Source organism: Acinetobacter sp. (assembly GCF_050285345.1).
In the GTDB taxonomy this organism is placed as follows: Bacteria; Pseudomonadota; Gammaproteobacteria; order Pseudomonadales; family Moraxellaceae; genus Acinetobacter.
In genome coordinates, this window is the sequence record NZ_JBLZXR010000122.1 from 1 (window position 1) to 26,256 (window position 26,256).

General features: G+C 41.3%; 24 protein-coding genes. 8 read left to right on the plus strand and 16 right to left on the minus strand.

All coding sequences use genetic code 11. The features are described 5' to 3' along the window. The first annotated feature begins 115 nt into the window (after positions 1–115). The 4 genes from cxpE to ACN6OV_RS10800 all read left to right on the plus strand — a co-directional run bounded on the left by cxpE (position 116) and on the right by ACN6OV_RS10800 (position 6,422). Positions 116–1,336, plus strand: a complete 1,221-nt coding sequence (gene cxpE / locus ACN6OV_RS10785) for a chloramphenicol efflux transporter CxpE (protein WP_427952833.1) — start codon at positions 116–118, stop codon at positions 1,334–1,336. Between the two features lie 15 nt (positions 1,337–1,351). After that, positions 1,352–2,056 (plus strand): DnaA regulatory inactivator Hda, encoded by a 705-nt coding sequence (hda, locus tag ACN6OV_RS10790; RefSeq protein WP_427952835.1) that lies wholly within the window; start codon positions 1,352–1,354, stop codon positions 2,054–2,056. A gap of 117 nt (positions 2,057–2,173) precedes the next feature. Further along, positions 2,174–3,991, plus strand: coding sequence for a rhombotarget A (gene rbtA, locus ACN6OV_RS10795; RefSeq protein WP_427952837.1), 1,818 nt, complete (start codon positions 2,174–2,176; stop codon positions 3,989–3,991). A gap of 22 nt (positions 3,992–4,013) precedes the next feature. Next, on the plus strand, positions 4,014–6,422 hold the full coding sequence (locus ACN6OV_RS10800) for a CSLREA domain-containing protein (protein ID WP_427952839.1): 2,409 nt from the start codon (positions 4,014–4,016) through the stop codon (positions 6,420–6,422). An 89-nt stretch (positions 6,423–6,511) separates the two neighbouring features. Here the strand turns inward: ACN6OV_RS10800 and ACN6OV_RS10805 are convergent, their stop codons facing one another. The 5 genes from ACN6OV_RS10805 to ACN6OV_RS10825 form a co-directional block, all read right to left on the minus strand. Continuing rightward, positions 6,512–6,916: a DUF3106 domain-containing protein gene (locus ACN6OV_RS10805; protein ID WP_427952841.1), complete on the minus strand. Its 405-nt coding sequence runs from the start codon at positions 6,914–6,916 to the stop codon at positions 6,512–6,514. Further along, the gene (locus ACN6OV_RS10810; RefSeq protein WP_427952843.1) at positions 6,906–7,226 is read right to left on the minus strand and encodes a hypothetical protein; all 321 of its coding nucleotides are present in this window, start codon (positions 7,224–7,226) and stop codon (positions 6,906–6,908) included. Before ACN6OV_RS10810 ends, ACN6OV_RS10805 begins: the two co-directional genes overlap by 11 nt. After that, complete coding sequence (locus ACN6OV_RS10815; RefSeq protein WP_427952875.1) at positions 7,223–7,837, minus strand: RNA polymerase sigma factor; 615 nt, start codon at positions 7,835–7,837, stop codon at positions 7,223–7,225. The genes ACN6OV_RS10810 and ACN6OV_RS10815 overlap by 4 nt, the downstream gene beginning before the upstream one ends. A gap of 159 nt (positions 7,838–7,996) precedes the next feature. After that, complete coding sequence (locus tag ACN6OV_RS10820; protein WP_427952845.1) at positions 7,997–8,773, minus strand: TrmH family RNA methyltransferase; 777 nt, start codon at positions 8,771–8,773, stop codon at positions 7,997–7,999. A 50-nt stretch (positions 8,774–8,823) separates the two neighbouring features. Next, complete coding sequence (locus ACN6OV_RS10825) at positions 8,824–9,798, minus strand: class 1 fructose-bisphosphatase (RefSeq protein WP_427952847.1); 975 nt, start codon at positions 9,796–9,798, stop codon at positions 8,824–8,826. A gap of 184 nt (positions 9,799–9,982) precedes the next feature. Here ACN6OV_RS10825 and ACN6OV_RS10830 point away from each other — a divergent pair, with 184 nt between their 5' ends. Further along, the gene (locus tag ACN6OV_RS10830) at positions 9,983–10,180 is read left to right on the plus strand and encodes an NF038105 family protein (RefSeq protein ID WP_427952849.1); all 198 of its coding nucleotides are present in this window, start codon (positions 9,983–9,985) and stop codon (positions 10,178–10,180) included. Positions 10,181–10,323: 143 nt separating this feature from the next. On the opposite strand, the gene pal is transcribed toward ACN6OV_RS10830, so the two are convergent. The 10 genes from pal to ACN6OV_RS10880 form a co-directional block, all read right to left on the minus strand. Beyond that, positions 10,324–10,893: a peptidoglycan-associated lipoprotein Pal gene (gene pal / locus ACN6OV_RS10835; RefSeq protein ID WP_427952851.1), complete on the minus strand. Its 570-nt coding sequence runs from the start codon at positions 10,891–10,893 to the stop codon at positions 10,324–10,326. A 66-nt stretch (positions 10,894–10,959) separates the two neighbouring features. Continuing rightward, the gene (tolB, locus tag ACN6OV_RS10840; protein ID WP_427952877.1) at positions 10,960–12,243 is read right to left on the minus strand and encodes a Tol-Pal system beta propeller repeat protein TolB; all 1,284 of its coding nucleotides are present in this window, start codon (positions 12,241–12,243) and stop codon (positions 10,960–10,962) included. Positions 12,244–12,609: 366 nt separating this feature from the next. Further along, complete coding sequence (gene tolA / locus ACN6OV_RS10845; RefSeq protein WP_427952853.1) at positions 12,610–13,986, minus strand: cell envelope integrity protein TolA; 1,377 nt, start codon at positions 13,984–13,986, stop codon at positions 12,610–12,612. Between the two features lie 3 nt (positions 13,987–13,989). Beyond that, complete coding sequence (gene tolR / locus ACN6OV_RS10850; RefSeq protein ID WP_427952855.1) at positions 13,990–14,439, minus strand: protein TolR; 450 nt, start codon at positions 14,437–14,439, stop codon at positions 13,990–13,992. Further along, positions 14,439–15,137 carry a protein TolQ gene (gene tolQ / locus ACN6OV_RS10855; RefSeq protein ID WP_427952857.1) on the minus strand — a complete coding sequence of 233 codons (699 nt, stop codon included), beginning with the start codon at positions 15,135–15,137 and terminating at the stop codon, positions 14,439–14,441. The genes tolR and tolQ overlap by 1 nt, the downstream gene beginning before the upstream one ends. A gap of 27 nt (positions 15,138–15,164) precedes the next feature. Continuing rightward, the gene (gene ybgC / locus ACN6OV_RS10860) at positions 15,165–15,572 is read right to left on the minus strand and encodes a tol-pal system-associated acyl-CoA thioesterase (protein WP_427952859.1); all 408 of its coding nucleotides are present in this window, start codon (positions 15,570–15,572) and stop codon (positions 15,165–15,167) included. 202 nt (positions 15,573–15,774) lie between these two features. After that, positions 15,775–16,440 (minus strand): hypothetical protein, encoded by a 666-nt coding sequence (locus ACN6OV_RS10865; protein ID WP_427952861.1) that lies wholly within the window; start codon positions 16,438–16,440, stop codon positions 15,775–15,777. A gap of 89 nt (positions 16,441–16,529) precedes the next feature. Beyond that, the gene (gene ruvB, locus ACN6OV_RS10870) at positions 16,530–17,531 is read right to left on the minus strand and encodes a Holliday junction branch migration DNA helicase RuvB (protein ID WP_427952863.1); all 1,002 of its coding nucleotides are present in this window, start codon (positions 17,529–17,531) and stop codon (positions 16,530–16,532) included. Between the two features lie 219 nt (positions 17,532–17,750). Then, positions 17,751–18,353 carry a Holliday junction branch migration protein RuvA gene (ruvA, locus tag ACN6OV_RS10875; RefSeq protein ID WP_125280477.1) on the minus strand — a complete coding sequence of 201 codons (603 nt, stop codon included), beginning with the start codon at positions 18,351–18,353 and terminating at the stop codon, positions 17,751–17,753. A 125-nt stretch (positions 18,354–18,478) separates the two neighbouring features. After that, a complete protein-coding gene (locus tag ACN6OV_RS10880; RefSeq protein WP_427952865.1) occupies positions 18,479–19,819 on the minus strand; it encodes a deoxyguanosinetriphosphate triphosphohydrolase in 1,341 nt (446 codons plus the stop codon). A 220-nt stretch (positions 19,820–20,039) separates the two neighbouring features. Here ACN6OV_RS10880 and ACN6OV_RS10885 point away from each other — a divergent pair, with 220 nt between their 5' ends. From ACN6OV_RS10885 to ACN6OV_RS10895, 3 genes are all read left to right on the plus strand, one after another. Further along, complete coding sequence (locus ACN6OV_RS10885; protein ID WP_427952867.1) at positions 20,040–21,074, plus strand: M20/M25/M40 family metallo-hydrolase; 1,035 nt, start codon at positions 20,040–20,042, stop codon at positions 21,072–21,074. A 234-nt stretch (positions 21,075–21,308) separates the two neighbouring features. Continuing rightward, positions 21,309–25,145 carry a phosphoribosylformylglycinamidine synthase gene (gene purL / locus ACN6OV_RS10890; protein ID WP_427952869.1) on the plus strand — a complete coding sequence of 1,279 codons (3,837 nt, stop codon included), beginning with the start codon at positions 21,309–21,311 and terminating at the stop codon, positions 25,143–25,145. A gap of 224 nt (positions 25,146–25,369) precedes the next feature. Further along, positions 25,370–25,498: a KGW motif small protein gene (locus tag ACN6OV_RS10895; protein WP_427952871.1), complete on the plus strand. Its 129-nt coding sequence runs from the start codon at positions 25,370–25,372 to the stop codon at positions 25,496–25,498. A gap of 35 nt (positions 25,499–25,533) precedes the next feature. Here ACN6OV_RS10895 and ACN6OV_RS10900 read toward each other — a convergent pair whose 3' ends face one another. Then, positions 25,534–26,130: a DUF3885 domain-containing protein gene (locus ACN6OV_RS10900; RefSeq protein ID WP_427952873.1), complete on the minus strand. Its 597-nt coding sequence runs from the start codon at positions 26,128–26,130 to the stop codon at positions 25,534–25,536. Positions 26,131–26,256: the final 126 nt, after the last annotated feature.

Genomic DNA, 26,256 nt, shown 5'->3' on the forward strand with positions numbered 1-26,256 from the left:
CGCGGGGATTATAACCTGAATATGCAAAACTCTTATGCTATTTCGCACTAAAATGTTATCTTTATTAAAATATTTTCTTCTCTATAACGATTACATTGGAAAAAGGTGACTTTATATGGGTGATCGCACCTTGCGCCGAATTTTTATTCTTGCTGGGATAGCACTGATCCTCTGGGTTTTATACCTGCTAAAACCCGTGGTGGTTCCATTTATTGGCGCCTTTTTAATCGCATATCTATTTAGTCCTCTCGTTAATAAATTACATAAAATCGGCTTGCCGCGCTGGCTATCTATTAGTTTTGTATTTGTTGGCATTGGCGTCATGATTTGTCTTGCAATGTGGTTCCTTGTACCGTTGGTCTGGGAACAGTTGATGTATGCTAAAAATAATATTCCAAGCAATATTCATTGGGTCAACTATACCTTCCTGCCGTGGTTGTCGAGCACCTTCAATTTAGTGCCAATGGAAATTGATACTGAACAAATGTCGGCTGCGATCATGGAATATATTCAGACCAATTATAGTGCTGATAGTATTCAAGCAATGATCTTGAAAGTGGCACAATCAGGTCTGAATTTTATTCAGATTGGTGGCACAGTTGTTCTAATTCCGATTATTGCTTTCTATTTCTTGTTGGATTGGGAGCGTATGTTGGACAGCATGCGTCGTCTTATTCCTCGTAAATATGAAAAAAGTACCTTAACGATTGCTGGTGAATGTCACGAAGTTTTAGGCGCATTCGTTAAAGGCCAATTTCTGGTGATGTTTTTACTCGGAGTGGTCTATGCAGTCGGGTTACAACTTGTTGGATTAGAAGTTGGTATCATTATCGGGATGATTGCAGGGCTTGCCAGTATCATTCCTTATTTAGGATTTGCAGTCGGGATCATCTCTGCTGTGATCGCTTGTTTATTCCAATTTGGTTTAGATTGGGTGCATCTGGCACTGGTGTTAGTGGTCTTTATGATTGGCCAAGCGATAGAAGGTTACATTCTTCAACCCTTTTTATTGGGCGATAAAATTGGCCTTTCACCCGTCGCAGTAGTATTTGCAGTATTGGCAGGTGCGCAGTTGGCAGGATTACTCGGGATGTTGATTGCATTGCCTGTTGCTGCAATCATTGTGGTGTTATTACGACATGCTCGTGAAAATTACGAAAAGAGTCAGTTATATCGAAATGATGTGATTGTGGTCAGCGATGCAGCGACAGGTTCCGTGACGGTTGAAACTAATCAAGTAGCAGTCGATATTGAGTTGAAAAATCATGCGGCGAATACACCGCAAAAGCCTGAAATTTCAAGTAACATCGAACCATCAGATAAAAAAGATGAATAAGGCAAAAATATAGATATGCGTCAATTGCAGTTAGATATAGAACCTCAACTCGATGCCCGAATTAGCGATTTTTCAGGGCCAAGTTGGGGGCATGTCATTGATGGAGTCCGTCAGTTGCATGCAGGATTAATGAATCGTTTCTATATTTATGGCGGTGCAGGAACAGGGAAAAGTCATCTACTGTCTGCCATTTGTGATTCGTATCTAGAAATTGGTAAATCTGCAATACAGGTGTCTCTGCTTGAATTGCTAGATGCACCGACTGAAGCAATTACCTCACTAGATCGTTATGATTTGGTAGCCCTCGATGATATTGAAGCCATCAGTGGGGTTCCACATTGGCAAAAAGCAGTCTTTCACCTAATTAACTATAATAATGAAGAAGGCGGGCAGTTGGTTTTTTCTTCTCGAGTTGCTCCAATTGAACTAAAGCTTGAATTACCAGATTTACAATCTCGATTGACGCAGGCGGTGAGTGTCAAAGTGCCGAATGGTAGTTTGTATGCTGACCGACAAGCGTTGGTCACTTCAGTTTTAGCCCGTCGTGGTATTCACATGGATCAGCAAATTTTGGATTATTTGTTGGCACATGGCCCGCATCAAGCCTCGATTTTATTACGTTCTTTAGAGCAACTCATTCAGATGTTAAAAGGAGAAAAAGTAAAGTTGAGTCATGCCAATTTAAGGCAAATTTTTGCTTTGATTGATGAATATCGGTAAACAATAAAAATTCTTGAGTAATTACTCAAGCTATGACAAAGTACGTAAAAATATTTTAATGTTGCAAGGATTGTGCAACTTAACAATAAAAGATAAAAAAAATTAAAGGAGATGGATATGCTCAAACAGAGCATAGGCGTAGGCATGTTGCTGCTTGCAGGACATGCGTTTAGCGCAGAAATTACCGTAACTACAACAGAAGATATAGTGAAGGATGACAAGGAATGTTCACTTCGTGAAGCAATTGAATATATCAATATGGAGATGCCAGAAGCTGGTTATAACGGCTGCGGCGGAAAAGACACCTATGCATCGATAGCTTTAACAAAAAATGCAGTTTATAAACTGAATAAAAAAATTGATATTAAAGCCGAAATGAACATCAAAACGGTTTATGACAGTAATGTAAATGAAGATGTGGTACTTGGTTTAAATAATGCTGTCATTGAAATGACAACTCAAGACCAAATTTTTAATATTGATAATAATGACAAGGGATTAGTGACGGTTAATTTTAAGGAAATTACCTTTAAGGGATGTAAGCAAGGTCAATGTGCCGAGAAAGGCGGCATTCTCTACAACAATGAAAAATTAGTTTTGGAAAATGTGAAATTTCAGGCTGGTAGCGCTCGTTTAGGTGGTGCAATTTACAATGTTGGTTTTTCAGAAGAGGGTGTGGGTTCAGCAAGTCGTTTGCATATTCGAACCTCAATTTTTGAAAATAATACAGCGGTCGAGGGGGGAGCAATTTACTCAGAAGCGCCTGCTTATGAAATCTATGCATCGCTGTTTAAAGGCAATGAAAGCAGTTCAGGACGTGCCATTGTCTATAACCAAAATGGTTTAGCTGACCTATCCAAATTGGTCTTTTCAAATCCACATAATGTCATTGCAAATAGCACATTCTTTAAAAATAAAGGCTTTGCCATTAATGTACGGGATGGCTTAGGGCTAAATAACCTTACTGTAGTTAAAAATAGTGGGGGTATCGAATTTAATACCACTTCTGAGCATGGTTATCTTGCCAATAGTGTGGTGATTGGCAATGCTGTAAACAGCATAAGACAGGACTGTAAAGTTGTTGATGCAAATACGGATAAAAGCGTGTTGTACAACAATTTACTCGGCAGTGGTTGTTCGGTTGGTCCAGTCGCAAATTTAAATGATCTTTGGTCGGAAAGTAGCTTGTTGGCAGGTGAAGACGAAGGAACGTGTAAGACCCTGACAGACGATCGAACATCTCTATTCTGCCCATTTAGCACAGCAAGTAATGCGTTTATTGGCTATTTGCGCCCACGTATTTTACTCGATTATGCAACATTTTTTTCAAGTCCAATACTCAATAAAGGTACAACCACATCTGATGGCAATGAACATCATGTGTATTGCGAGTCTTCAGATCAACGCGGCACCTTACGTAATCTAGATGATGTATGGTGTGACCGTGGTGCAATTGAAATTGTTGTTCCGGTGAGCATGCCACGTTTGGGACAAGATATTCGTATAGGTGAAGTTGCCAAATTCAATATTTTGGATGCATTAGGGGATAGTGACTTAATTCCGAAAGAAGAATGTCGCCTCGTCATGGGAATGGAAAATCCTACAGGTGAACCATGGCAGGATGGTTGTCCGGTCCTTAAACAGTCGACCGAATCAAAAGGGAAGTTCACGCTCAATCTCAACGGTGATTTTGAATATAGACCCAATGGAAATTGGCATGGCGCAGATATTTTCGAACTTCGCGTGGTGACGTCATCTACACGCTTTAACACTTCGGATAAAAATTATTTGGCTGCTGAAGTTCGAATCATTCAAGAAAAAACCAATGATATGGAAAGTAAAACTGTAAAAACCTCAGGTGGTGCTTTGGGGTGGACAGGATTATTCGCACTGATGGGTTTGGTTGGATTTCGTCGCTATAAGAAATCACCGTGATTTATTGTTTTAAGGACAGCAAATGAAAAATTATAAAAAAGGATTGCTGGCTGTCATGGTCCTTGTGGCTATGTCATCTATGGCAGAAACAAGTAAAGTCATTAATGTCACCACCTTTGAAGATGAAAATGGTGAAAACCTTAATAAATGTTCATTACGTGAAGCAATAGAAACTGCACGTAAAAATAAAGCTTATGGGGGATGTACCGTTGGTAATGCATTAAATGGTCAGACAGATTATATACAGTTAGAAGCAGGTGAATATTTATTAACCAAAGGAGAGTTGGTTCCACAAAATCAAATCGTGATTAATGGTAAAAGTCGTTTTAATTACGAAGCAAAAAATTTACTCACACAAAAATATCCAGCCTATGAGGACATCAAAACCACCATTAATGCCCAAGGAAAATCCCGTATTTTCAATACCTCACGTTCTGAGGCGAACTTCGTGGTCAACAATGTGCGTCTAACGGGCGGGATGACCCAAGATCGTGGTGGTGCATTGTATTTAGGCGGTGCATTTAGCTTAAATAATGGTGCCATTGAGAATTCAGAGGCGAAAGTTGCGGGTGGTGCGATCTATACGGTTGCCCATAATATTGCAAAAAAAACTCTTCTCACCAGTAGTATTGTGAAAGGCAATCAGGCGCCAAAGGGCAGTGTTGTGGCTATGGATTGTATTGGTAATTTGGGAGATACTCAGCCTGAAATTACTTTCCAGCAAAGCAGTATTATTCAAAATGGTTCGGCAGCAAGTACGAGTGTGATGGATTTTTGTGGACGTACGACTGTAGAACTGACATCCAATACCATTGCACAGAATCAAGCTCATCCTACTTCGGGGAGTATTATTCGCGCCATATCAAATGGTACTGATCGCTTAAGTACATTTTCAAGCTTTGTTTTTACCAGTAATACGATTGTTGAAAATAATGCTGCCAGCACGTATTACTATGATAAAAATGGAACTAAAGCTTGGTACTTTAACCTCATTGCCTATAACACAGGCGGTAAATCATGTCGTTATTTGGACAATACTGTACCTGATAATAGCCAAAAATTTGTAGCAAGTAACAATGCACTTGAATTGGAAAAAGGACAATGTGACTTACCAGAAAGCGTATTGACCAATAGCAGTGAATATTTAAAAAATCATGATGTCTCAAGCTATGCAATGAGTACTCTGCTGAGTGAATTGCAGCCGAAGTCTGCATATAACTTATATTTACCGCTGTATTATCCTCAAAAGTTCACTAGTGGTTTTAGTTTGTTAAACCTTGGGCAAGAGGGTTGTAGTGATGCCGACCAACGGGGTGTTTTGCGAATTACCGATGGTACCTTGCAGTTAAATCCAGATCAGCGTAATACCTGTGATATTGGTTCTGTGGAATTAATGCGTCTTACTGCCGCAGATATGGCGGAGATTAGTAATGAATCATTAACAAGTTTGCAGGATAAGTATCAAAATACGATTGATCAGCTAAAAGAGGATATTAATGATCCGAAATTTAAAGAATATAAAGTTGCCAATCAGGATGATTTAACAAAATTCGAAGCGATATTAAGCGCTTTGAAAAAGAACTTGAAATACCGCGCAGTTTATTTTGATCCATTTACGGCTTCACTCCCTCAAGAGGAAGATGTTACTGGCACGACAGAAATTCACCAAATTGCTTTAAATTCAGATAACTATACGGTGACCAGTACTCCGATTGGTATTGGTTCAGAAGTCAAGGTTTCGACTACGGGTGAAGTCAGTATTGATGGTAATCCAGAACATGACCTACGTTGTGAGTGGGATGCTGGTATTCAGCAAATTGTGATTTATCGTACCAGTGGTGCGACAACAGCTTCAACAGAGTATGGATTCTGTAAATATACGCTTAAGCAAAAGTCAGGTAGTCAATCAGAGTCTTCAGGGATTGTGCGGGTTGCTTTTAAAAATATAGCTCCTGTCGCTAAATATGGTGAATATCGTATTGATCCATCCAATAATCTCAGCATTACTGTAAATAATTTAACTGAACATGCAAATGATGATGGTGATGGCCCAGTTAGCAGTCTAGCTGTTGCGAAAGCGGTATGGCATCAAAATGAAGCGGGTCAAAATATCCCAATACGTTTTTCTAAAATTCCAGCAGGTTTAAACTTTGAAGCTGAATTTAAGGGGCCATGTCCAGCAACCTATCTTAGAGAAACTTGTTATGGTGGAAAAATCACGTTCTCAGTAAAAAATGGATTTAGTCAGTTTGATTATCCTGTGCAGTACAGTGTCCTAGATAGTGATGGGGTTGAATCATCTAATGCCATTATTCTCTTAAAGAATAGTGCGACGAATACTAATACATCTTCAAGTGGTGGTTCAATGGGTATTTGGGGCTTACTGGCTTTATTCGGTTTAGGTGTATACCGTAGCCGAAACAAAAAATGATCTTGAATAATCAAAAAAGCCTCTAAATTTAGAGGCTTTTATATATTTGCTTGTTAAGCTCAAACCATGAGAAGGGTAGAGTGATTATCTTAATGAACAACGGCAACCGGTTGTAGATACTTGTTAATATATTCATCACGAATTGCAGAGCGTTCATCCGGAGCTGCTTTTTGCATACGTGCCGCAAGTTCCTTACGTTCAAGCGTACTCATCTTTTGCCATGTTTCGCGCATACGCTGTTTTTCCGCATCAGGAAGTTGGGTAAACCAATCCATGCGTTGTTGCAAACTCACACCTTGCTCGGATGGAATTTCTTTAAGCATTTGATATTTTTTGATCAATGCTTGCTGTTCAACTTCTGATAAAGAATCCCAAGTTTCATTGACTTGGGTATCTGCATCTTTGGAAAAAATCCAAAAACGATCAAATCCTGCAAAACTGGTTTGCAGAAAGCTGAAGGCACAGAATGCGATTGCTAATTTTTTAGCTGCCATGTGGAACTTTGTCCTCACCCAGAACCATTAACATTTCAAGATCTTCTACCATCTGTGGAGACAGCTTCGGTGTAGAAATCACCTGATTTTGTGGTTTTTCATCAAGCACGGTTGCATTGGGTAATACAACAAAACCTGCGATTGCCGCTGCAAGCGCAAAGCCTGACATTTTCCAGAAGCCATAGCGTGAAGTTTCGTGTTGATGAATGTCCTCAAGCACGTTGTTCATAACAGTAGCTTTGTCTTTATGATGCTGTGCGAGTCCATCAAGTTTGGAAGTTACTTGCTTTAAGAAATCATCTTGTTTCATTCGGATGATCCTCCCATATGTGGATTCAAATGTGCCAAAGCGGTACGTAAACCCTGAATGGCACGGTGGTAATGTGTTTTCACACTGCCTTCGGAACAATTCATAATTTCTGCAGTTGTATGCGTATCGAAACCTTCCCAAGCTCGCAACATAAACGCTTGTTGCTGACGGACAGGAAGTTCTGCAATCGCATTTTGAATTTCTTCTGCAGTAACAGCCTGATTCAAGAAGTCAAAAGGATTGGGGGTAGATTCGTCTACAACATCCTGAACTTCGACATCATCGTCATCAAGGCTGACTTTTCTGAATAAGGAAAAAGGTTGAGAACGACGCGCTTCTTTGCGCCGCCAATCCTGCAGCTTATTGTTTAGAATAGTATAAAATAAAGGATACCATTCTTCTGTGGATTTATCTGCATACGCTTTATGTAATGAAATGAAGGCTTCTTGCACCAAGTCCATCGCAATGCCATGTTGACCGTGTGTTGCGCTTTCCATCATCACTAAAGCACGCCCCGTAACTTCATTCATGAAGTTTTTCAGACGAGATTCTGCCGTGCTCTTAAGAACACTGCTGTTTTGAGTCTCAGACTGTTTGGGTGCTAAATCCATAGGGATGGAGAATCCTGTCATTGGATACCCACCATTATTTCCGTATTCATATATAAATAACGCTGGAAATAATGGTTAGGTTGACAAAAAGAATTATTATTTTTCTAGTGTAATCTATTTTTCTGAAGGGTTGCCGCGAAATAAAATAAATTAACGATTTTACTGACGCTGGCGAACCATTTCAAAAAAGCAGATCGAGCCGGCAATAGCGACATTTAATGATTCTTGACCACCTGGTTGTGGGATTGCCACGGCTTGAGCATGTTTCAATGCATATTCAGATACACCTTGACCTTCATTGCCTAAAATCCATACGCATTGTTGGCGTAGGTTTTTAGAATATAAGTTTTCAGATTGGTGTGAGCTGGTGGCATACACTGGAATTTTGAATTTGGTCAGAATGTCTTCCAGCGCAATATTTTCAAACGTATTTAATGAAAAATGCGCCCCCATACCTGCACGAAGTACGCGTGGGGACCACAGTGATGCTGAACCTTTGGTACAAACTACTTGTTCAATACCTGCAGCCGCAGCAGAACGTAGTAACGTACCGACATTACCTGGGTCTTGGATATTATCCAAAATTAAGGTGTCTTCACTGAAATTTAAGGCATCGCGTTGGGTCGGGAGGTCGACAATGGCTAAGCAAGCCAGTGAAGTTCCTAAGGTACTAATATCCTTATACAGCGATTCACTTAAGATAAATACCGCACCGGTATATTGCTCGGCAATACGGTCAAAATCTGGGTGATTAATCGCTTGTTCAGTGGTGAAAATCGATTTAATCGGTTTTTTTGAATCGAGCCAAGACAGCACCAAATGCGTACCTTCTAAAACAGTTTGACCTTGTTTTTTACGGTAAGTATTTTGTTCAATTAAGCCACGTAGGTGCTTAATTTTAGGATTGTCTTTTGATTCTAGATAAATCAGTGCCATGAGGGAGATATCCATGAGAGTCAGGAGCTGACTCTCATTAAAAAATTAAATTAGTTGTGGTAAGACGTTACAAGATCTACTTCATTTTTTGAACCAATGATGACTGGTACACGTTGATGAAGTTCAGTCGGTTGGATGTCTAGAATACGCACGCGCCCCGTTGTAGATGCGCCACCAGCTTGTTCCATTAACATACTCATTGGGTTTGCTTCATACATTAAACGTAGACGGCCCGCTTTTTTCGGATCTTTGAAGTCGTATGGATACATAAAGATCCCGCTACGGCAAAGAATACGGTGAATATCACCAACCATGCACGCTACCCAACGCATGTTGAAGTCTTTTTCACGTGGGCCAGTTTTACCTGCAAGCAGTTCATCGATATAACGTTTTACCGGTTCTTCCCAGTGACGTTGGTTCGATGCATTGATTGCATATTCTTTGGTGTCTGCTGCAACAGTAATGGCATCTTTGGTAAGCAAGAATTCTTTGCGTTCTGGGTCAAAGGTGAAGAATACAACGCCAGCACCTACGGTTAATGCCATCATGGTCGATGGGCCATACAGAACATAACCTGCTGCAGCTTGTTGGTTACCCGCTTGCATAAAGTCTTCAGCTTGGGTCACTGCATTTTTTGCAGGCAGAATTGAGAAAATTGTACCCACACACATGTTGATATCAATGTTGCTTGAACCGTCAAGTGGATCAAACAATACAAGATAGTCACCATTTTCTTGCGCAGGGGTGAATTCATCTAACTCTTCAGACGCTAATCCCCCCACATGCGGGTGTACTTTTAACGCATCAATTAAATAGTCATTCGAAATAACGTCTAATTTCTTTTGTTCTTCACCTTGAACGTTTTCGTGTTGTGCACTCCCCAAAACACCCGCTAAAGCGCCTTTTTGTAAAAGAAGGTCGATGTCTTTGCAAGTATTACCAATTGTTTCAATAACTTGTGCAAGCGCTGGTGTTAAATTACCACTTTGTTGTTGTAGAAATTGGGAAAGGGTGAGATTTGACATAACAGGAAAACTCCAAATATAAATTTATCAAAAATGATAAAAACGTGATTGCACAACATTTTAGATGAGAACGAAGCAAAAGAAAAATTAAACTAGACTATTTGCCGTGATTTTACCCTTGCAAGTCCTGAATAACCTGCTATGTTGAAGATAGATTAAAAAATGACAGACAGGGAGCACAACAATGACCACAAAAAAATTTGATGCGACTCCGACACCGAGCGAAGGATTGAATTTAGATGATATTTCTTCCGATAATGTAAAAGCTGCATGGAGTGGCTATGAAGCAAAATCCGAATACAAAAAATTCAATAAACATGATCTGATTGAGTCGATGCAAGCTGAAAAAGAGAATGCAGATCAGCCGAAAGAGGGCGCTTAATGGATGTGATTTCAGGCACTTTGATTTGATCGATTAACTTATCATAATTGAATTGAACGACTGAATGAATATTTTAGCCTCATAATAAAAAAGCACTCAAATATGAGTGCTTTTTTTCATCTTCAAAGTTTCAAAGTGAGGAATTACTTTAATAGGGGTGGAACAGCTTCGTAGTTGATTTCAACGCGACGGTTTTCTTTCCATGCGTTTTCGTCATGACCTGCATTCACTGGCATTTCTTTACCATAGCTTACCGCTTCTAGTTGGTTTGGATTGACACCGGTTGTAACAAGGAAGCTTTCGACTGCTTTGGCACGACGCTCGCCAAGTGCCATGTTGTATTCACGTGTACCACGTTCATCGGTATGACCTGTTAATGCCACACGAGAGTTCGCATTTGCTACTAAGAATTGTGCATGTGCTTGCAGCGTTTGTAGGTCTTCATTGCTGAGTTCTGAGCTGTCATAGTCAAAATGCACAACGCGTTTTGCTAAAAATGCTTTATTTGCTTCAGTTACACCTTTTGATGATGCACCCACAAGATTTTGTGCATTCAGCGCAGCATCTTCACTGAGGCCAGAAGTATTCACTGAAGTTGAGCCAGTAGGGGTTTGACCTGTTTGAATATCGGCAGCAGGTTTACGACTTGCACAGCCTGTCATTACTAGTGCTGTGGCTAAAATAGGAAGTGCGAATAATTTTACAGCATTCATCTTTATCTCCATGGCGGTTCATTGTGATGTTTATTAAAAGTTATAGTGGAATAAATCATGCAGGGTTTATTTCGGTGCCCAAGCCGGTTCACGGACTTCACCTTGTTCACTTGGAAGATTCATCCGGAAACGACCATCAAGCGACATGATTGCCAGTAAACCGCGATTGCCTTCGCGTGTTGCATAGACCACCATTTGTCCATTGGGTGAGAAACTTGGCGATTCATCTAAACTGGTCGGCGTTAGGATGTTGGTGACACTGGAGTTGATGTCTTGCACAGCGACTTTGTAGTTACTGCCGCTTGGACGGTGAACCAATGCTAATTTTTTACCATCTGCACTTAAGGTCCCGCGTGCATTAAATGCGCCGCGGAAAGTTAAACGTTTCACACTTTCTGAGCTTAAATTGTAAGTGTAAATTTGCGCTGAGCCACCACGGTCAGAGGTGAAAATAAAGGATTTACCATCTGGTGCATAACGTGCTTCGGTGTCGATTGCCGTATCATTGGTCATGCGCTGAAGCTGACGCGTTTGTAAGTCCATTTTGTAAATTTCAGGATTGCCATGCATTGAGGCAGTAAACAACATGCTCTTACCGTCTGGTGAGAAGCTTGGCGCACCGTTTAAACCACGGAAACTTGCGACTTTTTCACGGCTACCTGTTGCTAAGTCCTGAATATAAATCGCTGGACGTTTGGTTTCAAAGGACACATAAGCCAGTTTCTTAGCATCGGGTGTCCAGGCCGGAGAAAGGATTGGGTCACGCGAAGTCAAAATGGTACGCGGTTGTTCACCATCGGTATCAGCAATTTGTAGGGTATAGCGTTGATCTGGTGTTGCCGCATTACGCAGTACATAGGCAATACGACCACTAAAGTCACCTGCAATACCTGTTAATGCTTGATAAATGGCATCACTGATCATATGTGCTGCTTGGCGAGAGCGTGAAGCGGGCACCGTGAGTAACTCATTCAGTAGGTATTGTTTTTTTTCTACGTCATAGAGTTGATAGTGAATTTCATAAGAACCATCTGCTGTGGTTTTTGATGTTCCTGTCACCACATAAGGGACGTTAGCTGCTTGCCAAGCTTCGGCATTGGGTGAATTCATACCGGCTGTTGCAGGTAAGTTTTTCGATGCGCTAGTAAATTTACCAGAACGATTTAAGTCACTTTCGACCACAGGGTAAATATTGGCATCATTGCTAAATGGAACAATCGCAATTTTAGGTGCAGCTTCAGGAGCTTTAGTGATTTCGAGGTGAAGCTGTGCATGGGTCTGAGTCACTAAAGCTGGACTCAAGGTCGTCATAATTGCTAAGCAAAGTAGATGTTTAGGCGTCATTTCCATCATTCGCTAATTACTCTAAAAATGTGAGTTATTGTCTATATTTGGTTGTGTCACATAATGGCATGATTTTAGATTTTTAAAAGCATGAAAATATGACTGAACTGTTATAACACTGTGAAAAATGCAGAATTTTTATTCATTTTTTCTGAAGTCTAACTTAAAAATGACGAAGGAAAAGCCATGTTTTAAGCTGAAAATGATACATTTTTTGAGTTTAAATTTATTGTTAATCAAGTGTTTATAATAGATAATCTGTTGGTGATATCATTATTTAGAGTCGGTCGGTATCGGGCATTGTTGTTGAATTACTTAGTTTAAAAGTAGATCAATAAAAAATCCCCGCAATGAATGCAGGGATTTATAAACTTAATTTGAAGACTTAAAGGTTGAGGTAAAACTTTGGGCCTCGCGTCTTGCATCTGGATCGCTCGGCATTGGGTAGGGTGCGGCAGCACGAACTGCCGCTTCAATACTGGCTTTCATGTCTGGATCGCTGGAATTTACAATCACAGAACGAACGGAACCATTATCAGTGAGCGTGACACGAGCAGTCGCTGTTTTGCCACTAGAGCCTGTTGGTGTATCCCATGCACGTTTGATTTTATTTTCAAAATCACGTTTAGCAGTTGAGGCAATTTTTTTGGCTTCAGCTTTTTTCTGTGCAGCTTCTTCCGCTGCTTTTCTTGCCGATGAGGCTTTGGCTTCTTCAGCAGCACGTTCACGCGCTTCGGCATCGGCTTTTGCCTTTGCGTCTGCCTCGGCTTTGCGTTTAGCAGCTTCCGCATTGGCCTTGGCTTTTGCATCGGCGTCTGCTTTACGTTTAGCAGCTTCAGCATTTGCTTTGGCTTTTGCATCAGCATCGGTTTTACGTTTAGCAGCTTCAGCATTTGCCTTAGCTTTTGCATCTGCTTCGGCTTTGCGTTTAGCAGCTTCAGCATTTGCTTTGGCTTTCGCATCTGCTTCGGCTTTACGTTTAGCAGCTTCAGCATTTGCTTTGGCTTTCGCATCTGCTTCGGCTTTACGTTTAGCAGCTTCAGCATTTGCTTTGGCTTTTGCATCAGCATCGGCTTTACGTTTAGCAGCTTCGGCATTGGCCTTGGCTTTCGCATCAGCATTGGCTTTTGCCGTCGCTGCGGCTTTGGTTTTGTCAGCTTCTGCTTTTCTTAATGCATCGGCCCGGATTTTTTCAGCCTTGGCTTTGGCATCTGCATCGGCTTTACGTTTAGCCGCGTCGGCATTAGCTTTCGCCGTGGCATCTGCTTTTGCCTTGGCAGCATCCGCTTTAGCTTCTTGTTGCGCTTTTAATTTGGCAGCTTCAGCAGCTTTCGCTTGGTCTTGAGCACGTTTGGCCTGATCAGCGGCTTTTTGTTCAGCAAGCTGTTGTGCTTTTGCTGCGGCAAGTGCTTGCTGCGCGGCGAGTTGCGGATCTGCCTTAGGTGTTTCAGTTGGCTTAGGCGGTGCGGCCGTTGGAATTTCTGGAGCAGGTTCTACACTCGGTTCCGCAGTTTGGGTGATGTGTTCTGCCACATTTTCATGCGCTGTTTCATCAAACTTAGTTTCTTCGCGCGTTATCGGTTTTAAATCTTCCGGTTTAACTAAAACGGTGGTAATTTTTTTCGGCGGCTCAGGTGGCTTACTCATGCCAAGATAAAGCAAGCCAACCACGGCAATGACATGCACGCCAAGCGTGAAGCCAATCGCAACGGCTTTTTGTTTAAACGGTGGCTTTTTAAAATCGTTCATAAATTATTTTAATGGCTCAGTCAGTAAACCTACTTGTGTTAATCCTGCATCCTGAAGAGTCGACATGAGTTTCATGACTTCCCCATAAGGACGAGATTCACTGCCGTTAATGAGCACACTCATTTGTTTCTTTTGCTCGGTAGCTTGATTTTGTGATTCGGTTAGAACTACTTTTAACTCGTCGAGTGTGAGCACGTCATTATTATGAGTTTTATCTTCAAGTTTAATCGTGCCATCTGATTCAAGCGTGACAATGGCAGGGCGGTCTTCCGCCTGCATTGGTGTGCCATTGGCTTGTGGCAAGTCAACTTTAACACCTGTGGTAATCATTGGAGCGGTCACCATGAAGATGACCAAAAGTACGAGCATGACATCAATATAAGGCACGACGTTCATGTCACTTTTTAAAGGTTTTTTAATGCGCTCAAAGCGCCCAGAACGTTGAATCGCCATTAGTCATTGTCCTGAGTCGAACCTACAGACTGGCGCTGTAATAACGCAACCATTTCTTCGGCAAATAGGGCACGGTTGTTATAAACCGTTTCACCTTTTGCCGTAAAGTGGTTAAACGCCAATACCGCAGGAATGGCTGCAAATAAACCAATGGCAGTGGCAATCAACGCTTCGGCAATACCGGGGGCAACTGTTGCAAGGGTGACTTGGTCAACATCTGCTAAACCAATGAAAGCATTCATAATGCCCCAAACAGTACCAAATAAACCGACATAAGGTGCAACCGAACCAATGCTGGCTAATGCGCCTAAACCTTGTTCTAAAGTGCTTTGGTCACGGCTTAGACCTACGCGTAAAATACGCTCTGTACCTTCAATGGACTGTGCAGCAGAGGCTTTACGTTTTTTTAGTTTGAAAAATTCGCCCAAACCTTGATAGAACACATCTTCAAGGCCCACTCGTTTTGAGTTGAGTTGGGCATTGTTATATAGGGTATTGAGTTCAGCCCCTGACCAAAAGATCTTTTGAAAATGATCATCGTCAGCTTGGGCTTTTTTATAACTCATGTGTAACTTGGCAATCAGATACCAGCTGAACAGCGAGGCCAATAACAGCAAGAGCATTACCAATTGAACGACAGGACTTGCTTGAAGGATGAGATCTGAAACTTTAAGTGTTGATTCGAGTTGAGTTGCCATAGTTACTACATGTGCCAAATGGTTTTTTTAATTTTGTTCCAATTCTTTTTGAATCAGTTCACGTATTTCATCAGGGAGGCGACGCGGTTTCATCTCTGCGCTGATGCATGCCAATTCTACCTCACCTGATGCCAGCATAATATCACCACGATAAATATTTTGTTGCAACACAAATGACGTAGCCTTACACGAAACTACACTTGCTGTAACAGTAATTAGGTCATCCATTAATATAGGACGTGAATATTTCACATTTATTTTATGAACGACAAAGTTGTAATCTTTTTGATGCCAATAATGGTCTACACCTGAAGCGCGTAGCCATTCTGTGCGGGTACGTTCCATAAAGCGAATATGATTTGCGTGGTAAACAATGCCACCTGCATCTGTATCTTCAATATATACACGAATGTTGAATTCGAATTTATTCGCCATGAGAGTGTTCCGTCTTTATAAAATCTGAAAAATATTGGTCTGCACTTCAGCAAAGAATTAGTGCATTTAAAAATGGCGATAATTCAATGACTCGTCAAGTGCTTCAATGACGGGCAGTTTAGCATCGTGAGTTATCAGTCCAATGGCACAAGGTTTCAACTCGCATAAATCTTTGCAGAACTTATCAGCATCAGATATATACTTAGGTCAATTCATCTGGCCGTTCTAAATTATCCAATTTGAAATGCGTATCTGCAAAATCATGGAGATGTGTTGCTAAATATTGAGCAATATAAAATGTATTTTTAGTTTTTTGCTTTTTCTGCTGTTTGGGAAGCAATGATTTTAAAGATTCATATAAGTATGCCATGCATAGAAAGGCAATACCGAAAATGACAAAGCTTAAAAAATTTCCGCTGTCTTGCGGTAATGAAAAAAATAGATACATAAAAGTGAACGAAGCCACCAAGGCAAGGCTGAAATAGAGTGTGTTGATTTTAGGTTTAGAAAAGTTTTTATCTAACAAGGCTTGGATTTCGTCTTGGTAATGGAAACTAATAAAGATCAATGCAGAGGTATAATCGAAACTTAAGCTTTCAATTTTAAAGTCGGCAGGAGATTGTTTGATTTTGAATAAGTTTTCTTCAGTAACGTCGAATGTTTCCTGTGTTTTGATATTTTCACATTCAATATTAATAAAAAAAATTAACTCAGGATTAAACAAACTTTCAAAATCATCCAGTTGATTTTGACTGAATAAATGAAGCGGCTGCTGTCTCGGAATGTGTTGAATACTACAATCTTTGGGAAGGTTTTGAAGATAGTCGGCTTTAATTTTATCAATTATTTTTTGGTCAAGATTCATCATTTTAATATGCTTTTTTGATATTTGTATTGATTATGATGATAAATTATATAAAAGAAAAAGGGAGTTTTAAAAACTCCCTTAAATAATATCTATTTGGGTTCAGGTGGTGTCATCCCAAACTGTATATAGGCCATATTGGTGGCAATACGGCCACGCGCAGTACGCATGACATAACCTTGCTGGATTAAATAAGGCTCAATCACATCTTCAAGCGTACCTGAATCTTCTGCCATCGCGGCTGCCAAAGCTTCTACACCTGCAGGGCCACCATCAAAGCGTTCTAATAACATCGAAAGATAACGACGATCTAAGGTATCTAAACCATCTTTATCGACATTCAACATATCCAGTGCGCGTTGTGCCATGTCTTGCGTTACTTCACCTGTGCCTTTGACTTGTGCATAGTCACGAACTCGACGCAATAACCGGTTGGCAATACGCGGTGTACCGCGTGCACGACGAGCCACTTCTTGCGCACCGTCAACGGTAATGGGTACATCCATTAAATTGGCAGAACGATTGACAATATGGGTTAAATCTTTCACTGAATAAAATTCTAGGCGTTGCACGATCCCGAAACGGTCACGTAAAGGTGAGGTGAGTAGGCCTGCACGCGTGGTTGCAGCAACTAAAGTAAAAGGTGGTAAATCAAGTTTAATTGAACGTGCCGCTGGGCCTTCACCAATCATGATATCCAGCTGGTAGTCTTCCATGGCAGGATAGAGAATTTCTTCAATTACAGGAGAAAGACGATGGATTTCATCAATAAACAACACATCACCTTCTTCAAGATTGGTCAGCATAGCGGCCAAATCGCCTGCACGTTCCAGTACCGGGCCTGAAGTTGATTTTAAGTTCCCACCCATTTCGCGGGCAATAATATTGGCGAGGGTAGTTTTACCTAAACCTGGTGGGCCAAAAATCAAGGTGTGATCGAGTGCTTCTTCACGGCCACGGGCAGCGCCAATAAAGATTTCCATTTGTTCGCGAACCACAGGCTGACCAATATAGTCGTCGAGTGAGGTTGGACGGATGGCACGATCGATGTGATCTTCGGGTTTTTCGGAACCACCGATGAGACGGTCTTGCATATAGTTAAATCAATCTCTGGCTGAACTTTCGAGGCACAGCCTCAAATTATGATTTGTGTTTAGGTACCATTGTGTAGGCATTGCCTTACTTTTGAAAGATCAAAAGTAACAAAAATCTTGTGTTGGATTGAGGATATGTCCTTATATCCCAATCCAACATGGCGACATCCATGTCGCCTTCGTGTATCCAATTTAGGTGTATTGGTGTGTCTATTTGAATTATTTATTCATGGATTTGAGAGCAGCACGGATGATGTCGCTTGCTTCAGTAAAGTCACCTTTTGCGGCATTGACTAATTTTTGTGCTTCTAAAGGTTTGTAACCTAAAGATTGCAATGCAGCTTCCGCTTCAGCAACAGCCGAGTTCCCTGTAAATTGGATTTGTTCTACAGTTGAGTTGCTTGGTACGGTGCCAGATGACATGGCTTTAAAGCGGTCACGGAGTTCAATCATCAGGCGTTCAGCAGTTTTTTTACCCACGCCCGGTACTTTAACCAGTGTATTGATATCTTCATGTTCAACGGTATGAATTAGCATGTCTACACTGAGGGTCGACAGAATGCCTAATGCCATTTTAGGGCCAACACCGTTAACTTTTAAAAGTGTACGGAAAATGATTTTTTCTTGTTGATGCAAAAAACCATAAAGCAGTTGAGCATCTTCACGAACCGCAAGGTGAGTCCAGAGCGTGATTTTTTGGCCTTTTTGGAGCTGGCAGAAGGTTGTCAGTGGAGTATCAATTTCATAACCGACACCATTTACATTTAAAAGTACGGTAGGTGCTTCGAGTGCGAAGACTTCACCAATAAGACATCCGATCATGTTGTGTGATTCACTTTTCTATTCATGGTTGCATAGTAGTGAGCATTGCATTGAAAGGCAAAAACTCACAGAAAATTCAGTTGAGATTGGTGGCTTTATCATCAATTTTGGTATTTGGTAGATCTTTAAATCAAACCGGCCTTATTGCCCTGTAGTTCTTGCGATAAGTTATAAGCTTGATGGTCTGAAAACTTAGAAATAATGTCCAAGACCTGCATGATGTTTTCATAGTGATTACTACCAAAATGCGCACCAGAACGGCATAAAATGGCCATTAAACGTTGCTCTTTAAAGCTTAAGGTTTTATGTGGTGTGGTCAGTGGAATAAATGCATCTAAAATATTTTGCAAACTTTGATGGGCAATAATTTCCAAACCCGCTTTTTGTGGATGTTCAAAGATTTTATCGCGAGCTAAGTTCTTGGCACGGTTAATCCCCAGCTCAATATCAGCAGCACAGTATTGCAATAAACTGCCTGCCAGTTGGCCGCTTAGAATTTCAAAATGATGCTTGGCAAAAGCTGAGGTGACTTCCTCGACCAGACGTTTCATCACGCGCCCGCGCAGCGCTGCAATTTTTTGCTGCCAAGTGGTTTTTGGCATCGAGAGTTCAACGGGCGCGCTATATTCGCCCAGCAAACTTAAGAATATCGGTTCCACTTCTTCATAAGACAACATGTTTAAAATAATGCCATCTTCAAGGTCAATCAGGGCATAACAAATGTCATCTGCGGCTTCCAGTAAATAAGTCAGTGGATGGCGACAATAATGATATTTACCCAGTTGAATCAGTCCGAGTTGCTCCGCAATTTGTTGCAGGATGTCTTTTTCTGCCTGATAACAGCCAAATTTGGCACGTTGACTGGCAGGGGTATTGCCTTGCGATTCTATGGTTTTTGACAGCCAAGGGTATTTTAAATACGCACCTAAAGTGGCATAGGTCAGACGCATGCCACCATCATTCGGGTGATAGTCAATCTTTGTCAGTAAGCGTAAACCTTGGGCATTGCCTTCAAACTGACGTACATCGGCTTGTTCTTCTGCGGAAAGTTTTTCTAAAAAGTTACCATGCGAGGCATCGTCAAACCATTCACGAATGGCATATTCACCGGCATGACCAAAGGGTGGATTACCAATATCATGCGCTAAACAAGCCGCTTGAATAATGGCACCAACATCGGCAGGAGAAATCCAAATCGGCAATTCATCTTTGATTTTTTCCGCTGCGAGCATACCGAGAGAGCGCCCAATACAGGATACTTCGAGCGAATGAGTTAAGCGCGTGTGAATGCCATCATGCTGCGTTAGTGGATGGACTTGGGTTTTACGGTTCAGTTGGCGGAAACTTTGGGAAAATATGATGCGATCATAATCTTTGTGAAATGGACTACGTGCCAATTCGCTATTTTGTTTTTTACTTCCAATCCGAACTGTGGAAAGCAGTTCTAACCAACGCATTTGAGCCATTTATCGTTATTCATTTATTACCTGAGTTGAATAATGCCAAAGTTAGATGAAAAGCACTAGAGCAGGACGACATAACTTGTCTTAAAAAAACATGCGGTCGAATTGAGATTTCAAACTGAAAAAAATAAACAGACGAGTAGAAATGAACTGATAATATGAGCTGGGATGGGGGAAATTTGCATCCCATTTTTTATATACGGTCTTGATGAGTCTAATTTAAATGAATAGAAAGAAAATTCTCCCAATGTTGACTGCAATTGATTTAAGCAGTTTGGTTGTGCTTTCAGGTTGTACCAGTTTAGCTACGCCAAATAACTCAAACACCGAACACGCAAATAGCGGTGTCACACAACAAGAAAATGCCATGATGCAACATTTACAGGCCTTTCAAAAAATTGCCGAGCAACATCACGGTAATCGTGCAGTCGGGACAGCAGGTGGTTTGGCATCGGCACAATATATTTTAGATCAAGCCAAGAAAGCTGGCTTTCATGCTCAGATGTTACCTTTTGAAAACCGAGAGAAAACCGTGGGGCAAAATATTGTGGTTGAGATTGAAGGTCAATCCAAAGATAGCGCGGTAATTGTGGGTGCGCATTATGATTCCGTCAAAATGGGGCCTGGCATTAATGATAATGGATCAGGGGTAGCATTGGTTTTGCAGTTGATGCACACATTGGCTGCACAAAAAGAAAAACCGAAACATACGGTGTATTTGGCTTTTTGGGATTCGGAAGAAGTGGGTATTGCAGGTTCAAGCGCGTTTGCAGAGAAGTTGAGTGCAGAACAGCTCAAAGGAATCAAAGCCTATATTAATGTCGATATGGTGGGAACCAAAAATCCAACGGTGATGATTGCCGATGCAAGTAAATCTTCGGTGGATGAAATGGAAAAAATGTTGAAAGAACGTGGCTTGGATGGAGCAGACTATCAACAGTTACTCGCAGGAATGCGAGCAATTCCAACCCATGCAGGAGATTTGGCGTTGGAGCAAACGCTGATGGCAATTTTAAAACAAAAAGGAATTGTCGCTAAAAAAGATATTTCAACGTTAACGGCAAGTGATACTGCACCGTTTTTAGGTAAAGTGCCTGTGGCATCAATTATTTTGTTTAATGAACAGTTGAAAGGTGATGTTTTGGAGTTCGCTCCTTGTTATCACCAAGCTTGCGATACGCTTGATCAGATTGACCCTAAATCTCTTACCTTAGCGAGTGAAATGGTCTGGCATTTATTGGGTTCAATGGATGAATAGTTGATGCTCTCTTTCCTGAATTATTTAGATACAAGCTTTTGAATTGCCTTTTTAAAGACGGATTTAAGATTTTTTAATAGGAAAATAAAGGCACTCTGAATATTTCTTATAGGAATAGAGATGAGAAAACTGCTTTGCCATCTAGCTGATTTCGCTAATACACAGTAGAATATGCGCTCTCTCAAGTCACATTGCGGTAGGTTGTTTAAATCTGCCCGTGGAGCCAAAAACAGCATGTTTATCATTGCCGGTGCACCTGCACATTCTTCTTTTAAGCAAACACAACTCTTAAACCGTTTATCGTCTATCAGTTCTGTTCAATCAATAGAAAGCCAATGGGTCTATCTGTTTGACCAAGCGCTCAACGAGCAACAACAGCAATCTGCTTTACAACTCTTGAATGATGGAGCTTCTTTTGAAGTTCGCCAAGCAGCAAGTGATGAAGTTCAGATTTTAGTTACACCACGTGTCGGTACGATTTCACCTTGGTCATCGAAAGCAACTGATATTTTTGCTAACTGTAATACACCTGTGCACCGCCTTGAACGCGGTGTCTTGTTTACTATAAAAGGCATTTCTGAAGTATCAGACGCAGTAAAACAAGTTTTACATGACCGTATGACTGAAAGCGTGTTCAATCAAATTGAAGATGCTGCAGCATTATTCTCTGAAACTGCACCTAAGCCTTTAAACTCAATTGACATTTTAGGTCAGGGGAAAGAAGCGTTAGTAAAAGCTAACTCTGAGTTTGGTTTTGCATTATCTGATGAAGAAATTGATTATTTGACCGAAGCTTTTAATAAGCTTGGTCGTAATCCGCACGATATTGAATTGATGATGTTTGCACAGGCAAACTCTGAGCATTGTCGTCATAAAATCTTTGGTTCTGAATGGACAATTGATGGTGAAAAACAGCCATTGTCATTGTTCCAAATGATTAAAAATACTTATAAAGAATCACCGACAGATGTATTGTCCGCGTATAAAGACAATGCTTCGGTAATCGTGGGTTTTGACACGCAACGTTTTTATCCTAAAAAGGATGAAGCGACAGGTCACCACGTTTATAAATATAAGAGCCAAGCCGCTCACATCTTGATGAAGGTGGAAACCCACAACCACCCTACAGCAATTGCGCCATTTGCTGGTGCAGCAACGGGTTCGGGTGGTGAAATCCGTGATGAAGGTGCGACAGGTCGTGGTGGTAAACCAAAAGCAGGTTTAACTGGCTTTACGGTTTCTAACTTGAACATTCCGGGTTTTGAACAGCCTTGGGAAGAAAATTACGGTAAGCCATCGCGTATGGCATCGCCACTTCAAATTATGATTGAAGGCCCATTGGGCGGTGCAGCGTTCAACAACGAATTTGGCCGTCCTGCGTTAAATGGTTATTTCCGTACTTTTGAACAAAATGTCAATGGCGATGTAAAAGGCTTCCATAAGCCAATCATGATCGCTGGCGGTTACGGCAACATCCGTCCTGACCACGTGGAAAAAGATCCAATCCAACCGGGCGATCTGCTCATCGTACTTGGCGGTCCTGCAATGCTGATCGGTCTTGGTGGTGGTGCGGCATCTTCTGTGGACAGTGGTAAATTGGGTGAAAACCTAGACTTCGCTTCTGTACAGCGCGAAAACCCAGAAATGGAACGCCGCTGTCAAGAAGTGATTGATGCCTGCTGGCGTATGGAAGATCACAACCCAATTGTGTCTGTACATGACGTGGGTGCGGGTGGTATTTCCAATGCAATGCCTGAATTGGTAAATGATCACGAATTGGGTGCCGTACTTGATCTTCGTAAGATTCCATCGCTTGAGCCTGGCATGTCTCCAATGGAGATTTGGTCGAATGAAGCACAAGAGCGTTATGTCTTGGCGATCCGTCCATCATCTTTAGAATTATTTGAATCATTATGTGCCCGTGAACGTTGCCCATTTGCCGTTTTAGGTGAAGCAACTGAAGCACGTCATTTAACAGTGAACGATCCATTGTTTGATAACAAAGCTGTGGATATGCCAATGCAAGTGATGCTTGGTGGCACACCGCGCATGAGTCGTTCATATGAAACCATTGAGCGTCAAGGCGATGACTTTGATGCTGCTAAAGTGACTGATTTGAAAGATGCGATTTACCGCGTTCTGAAGAATCCAACGGTTGCGTCTAAGTCGTTCTTAATCACCATTGGTGACCGTTCGATTACGGGTATGGTTGCACGTGATCAGTTTGTTGGCCGTTGGCAAGTGCCTGTTGCTGATGCAGCAGTAACGACGACAAGCTTACAAGGTTATACTGGTGAAGCGATGGCAATGGGTGAGCGTCCACCAGTTGCATTGTTAAACCCTGCTGCTTCTGCACGTTTATCTGTAGCAGAATCGATTTCAAACATTATGTCTGCAAAAATTGAGCAGATCAGTGACATTAAATTGTCTGCAAACTGGATGGCCGCTGCAGGTCAAAAAGGTGAAGACCAAGCGCTATTCGAAGGTGTTAAAGCCATTGGTATGGAAATGTGTCCTGCGCTCGGTATCGCAATTCCAGTCGGTAAAGACTCATTGTCTATGCGTACTACTTGGAATGACGAAGGCGAAGACAAATCAGTAACTTCACCAATGTCAGGTGTGATCACTGCCTTTGCTCCAGTAACGGATGTACGTAAAACATTAACGCCTGAACTTAAAAATATCGAGTCTGTACTGGTACGTATCGATCTTTCTAAAGGTCAGTTCCGTCTAGGCGGTTCGATTTTGGCACAGGTGTATAAAGCCATTGGTTCCGTAACCCCAGATGTGGATAGTTTTGACGACTTCAAAGCATTCTTTGCATTAGTTCAAGACTGGAACAACCGTGGCTTAATTAAGGCATATCACGACATCGGTGATGGTGGTTTACTCGCAACTGTTGCAGAAATGATGTTCGCTGCACGCTTAGGTGTAGCGTTAGAAGATCAATCGACTGCGAGCCTTTTTGCAGAAGAAATTGGTGCAGTATTGCAAATTTCTAAAGCAGATTGGGCAGCATTAGAAGCTGAAGTTGCGGCATCTACATTACGCGATGCAATTGCGGTGGTGGGTACAGTTAACAATACTGACCAATTGACTGTAAATGGTTTAGTACTTGAACGTGCAGACTTGCAAGTGGCTTGGACTGAAGTATCACACCAAATCCAACGCTTACGCGACAACGTAGAAACAGCAGATCAAGAATTTGCCTTGATCACGGACAAAGCACACGCAGGTTTAATTGCAAAACCAACGTTTGATTTGAACGAACCAATCGAAGCGCCGTACATCAACGAACGCCGTCCAAACATGGTGATTCTGCGTGAACAAGGCGTAAATGGTCATGTTGAAATGGCTGCAGCATTCGACAAAGTAGGCTTCAATACGGTTGACGTGCACATGAGCGACTTGCTTGCTGGTCGTATTAGCCTTGATGACTTTGAAGGGCTTGTTGCATGTGGCGGCTTCTCTTACGGTGACGTAATGGGTGCAGGCGGCGGCTGGGCGAAATCAGTATTGTTTAACCCGAAACTTCGTGACCAATTTGAGAAATTCTTCAACCGTGACGAAACTTTCTCTCTTGGTATTTGTAACGGCTGTCAAATGCTGTCTCAGCTTGCGCCGTTAATTCCGGGTGCTGAAGCTTGGCCGCGTTTCCACCGCAACACTTCTGAGATGTTTGAAGCGCGTGCTGTCAACGTTCGTGTTGAAAAATCGAACTCTGTATTGTTAGAAGGTATGGAAGGTTCGATCTTGCCGATCGCAGTTGCGCATGGTGAAGGCCGAGTGGTGACAAGCGCAGATAACTTGGCTGCATTAAATGCAGGTGATCAAGTGATCTTGCGCTATGTAGACAGCCAAGGTAACCCAACTCAACACTATCCAATGAACCCGAACGGTTCGCCAGAAGCGATTTCAGGTGTAACGTCTAAAGATGGTCGTGCAACGATTATGATGCCGCACCCTGAACGTAACTTCCGTGCTGTACAGCACTCTTGGAAGCCTGAAGATTGGACTGAAGACGGTGCTTGGTTACGTATGTTCCGCAATGCACGTAAGTTCATTGGTTAATTTGAAGTATGTGTTTTGAAGAGCCACCTTCGGGTGGCTTTTTTATTGGGCTGTATTTTTGTGAATTTAATTTTTTATTTCTCCCACTGATATTGGTTTAGATTTTGCTTTTATATTGTTGTGAACATGATATGGTGTAATAAATGCACAAATATTATGCAAGATAAAAGAAAGATGGATCACTAAACCAACTCAGTATCAATGCTCATGTATGAGGTGATGACATGATTAAAATAGTGAAGTATGAAGCAGTGGATAAGTCTGCTTTGCGCAAAAAAGGATGGATGTTATTTGCTGTTGTTTTGGGCTTGCAATTGATTTTCTTGATTTTGGGTTATGCGTTTCAGATGTGATTTTAAGAATGAAGAAACTGCCGTGAGGCGGTTTTTTATAAACCATCCCCTCTGGGAGATAGCCAATCCTTATACTTTTCTTTTAAGTGTTGCTTAAGGGCTTCATCATGAATAATAAAATCGATCCCACCATCATATGGCGCAATAATAATATTTTTTTCAAACGAAATGAGAAAGGCTTCAATTTCATCATTTGCAATTTTTAATAATAAATCATCATGTTTTTTAGGCTCCCATATTACTTGCGTGTATAAGGGCATAAAACAGCCATCATTTTCATCACCATCATCAAAATATTCTGGGTCTATTTGATGTAGATTGATAGACGGAGATTCTATTAAATTGTAGGAAATGATTTTTCTTCTATCATACTCTGGCCGAAAATAATCCAGCGTAAAATAATTGCCTGTCACAAGATAAATAGAGGTATCTAAGCCAAAGCAATCTGTGATGATCTGATTTTGACGATCTAATAAAAGAAGTCTTTCGTTTTGGGTGTCAGCATAACGTTTAGACTCTGGCAAGCTATGTATGCGAAACCAAGATTCAGAAAAATAAAATTTAAATACATATGGAATCGGTACTTTATTTGGAAAGAGATCATTCCATTGTTGTTCAAAGGGTTCAGTCATGGTGAATTTTTTGTTTATTCTTAATGGATTTAATATAACTTAGTATTAGATACGCGAATCTCAACTTTCTAAACTCTTGAAATAAAAAGGACATAACACAATTTAGATTTCGACTAAGAAAACTAC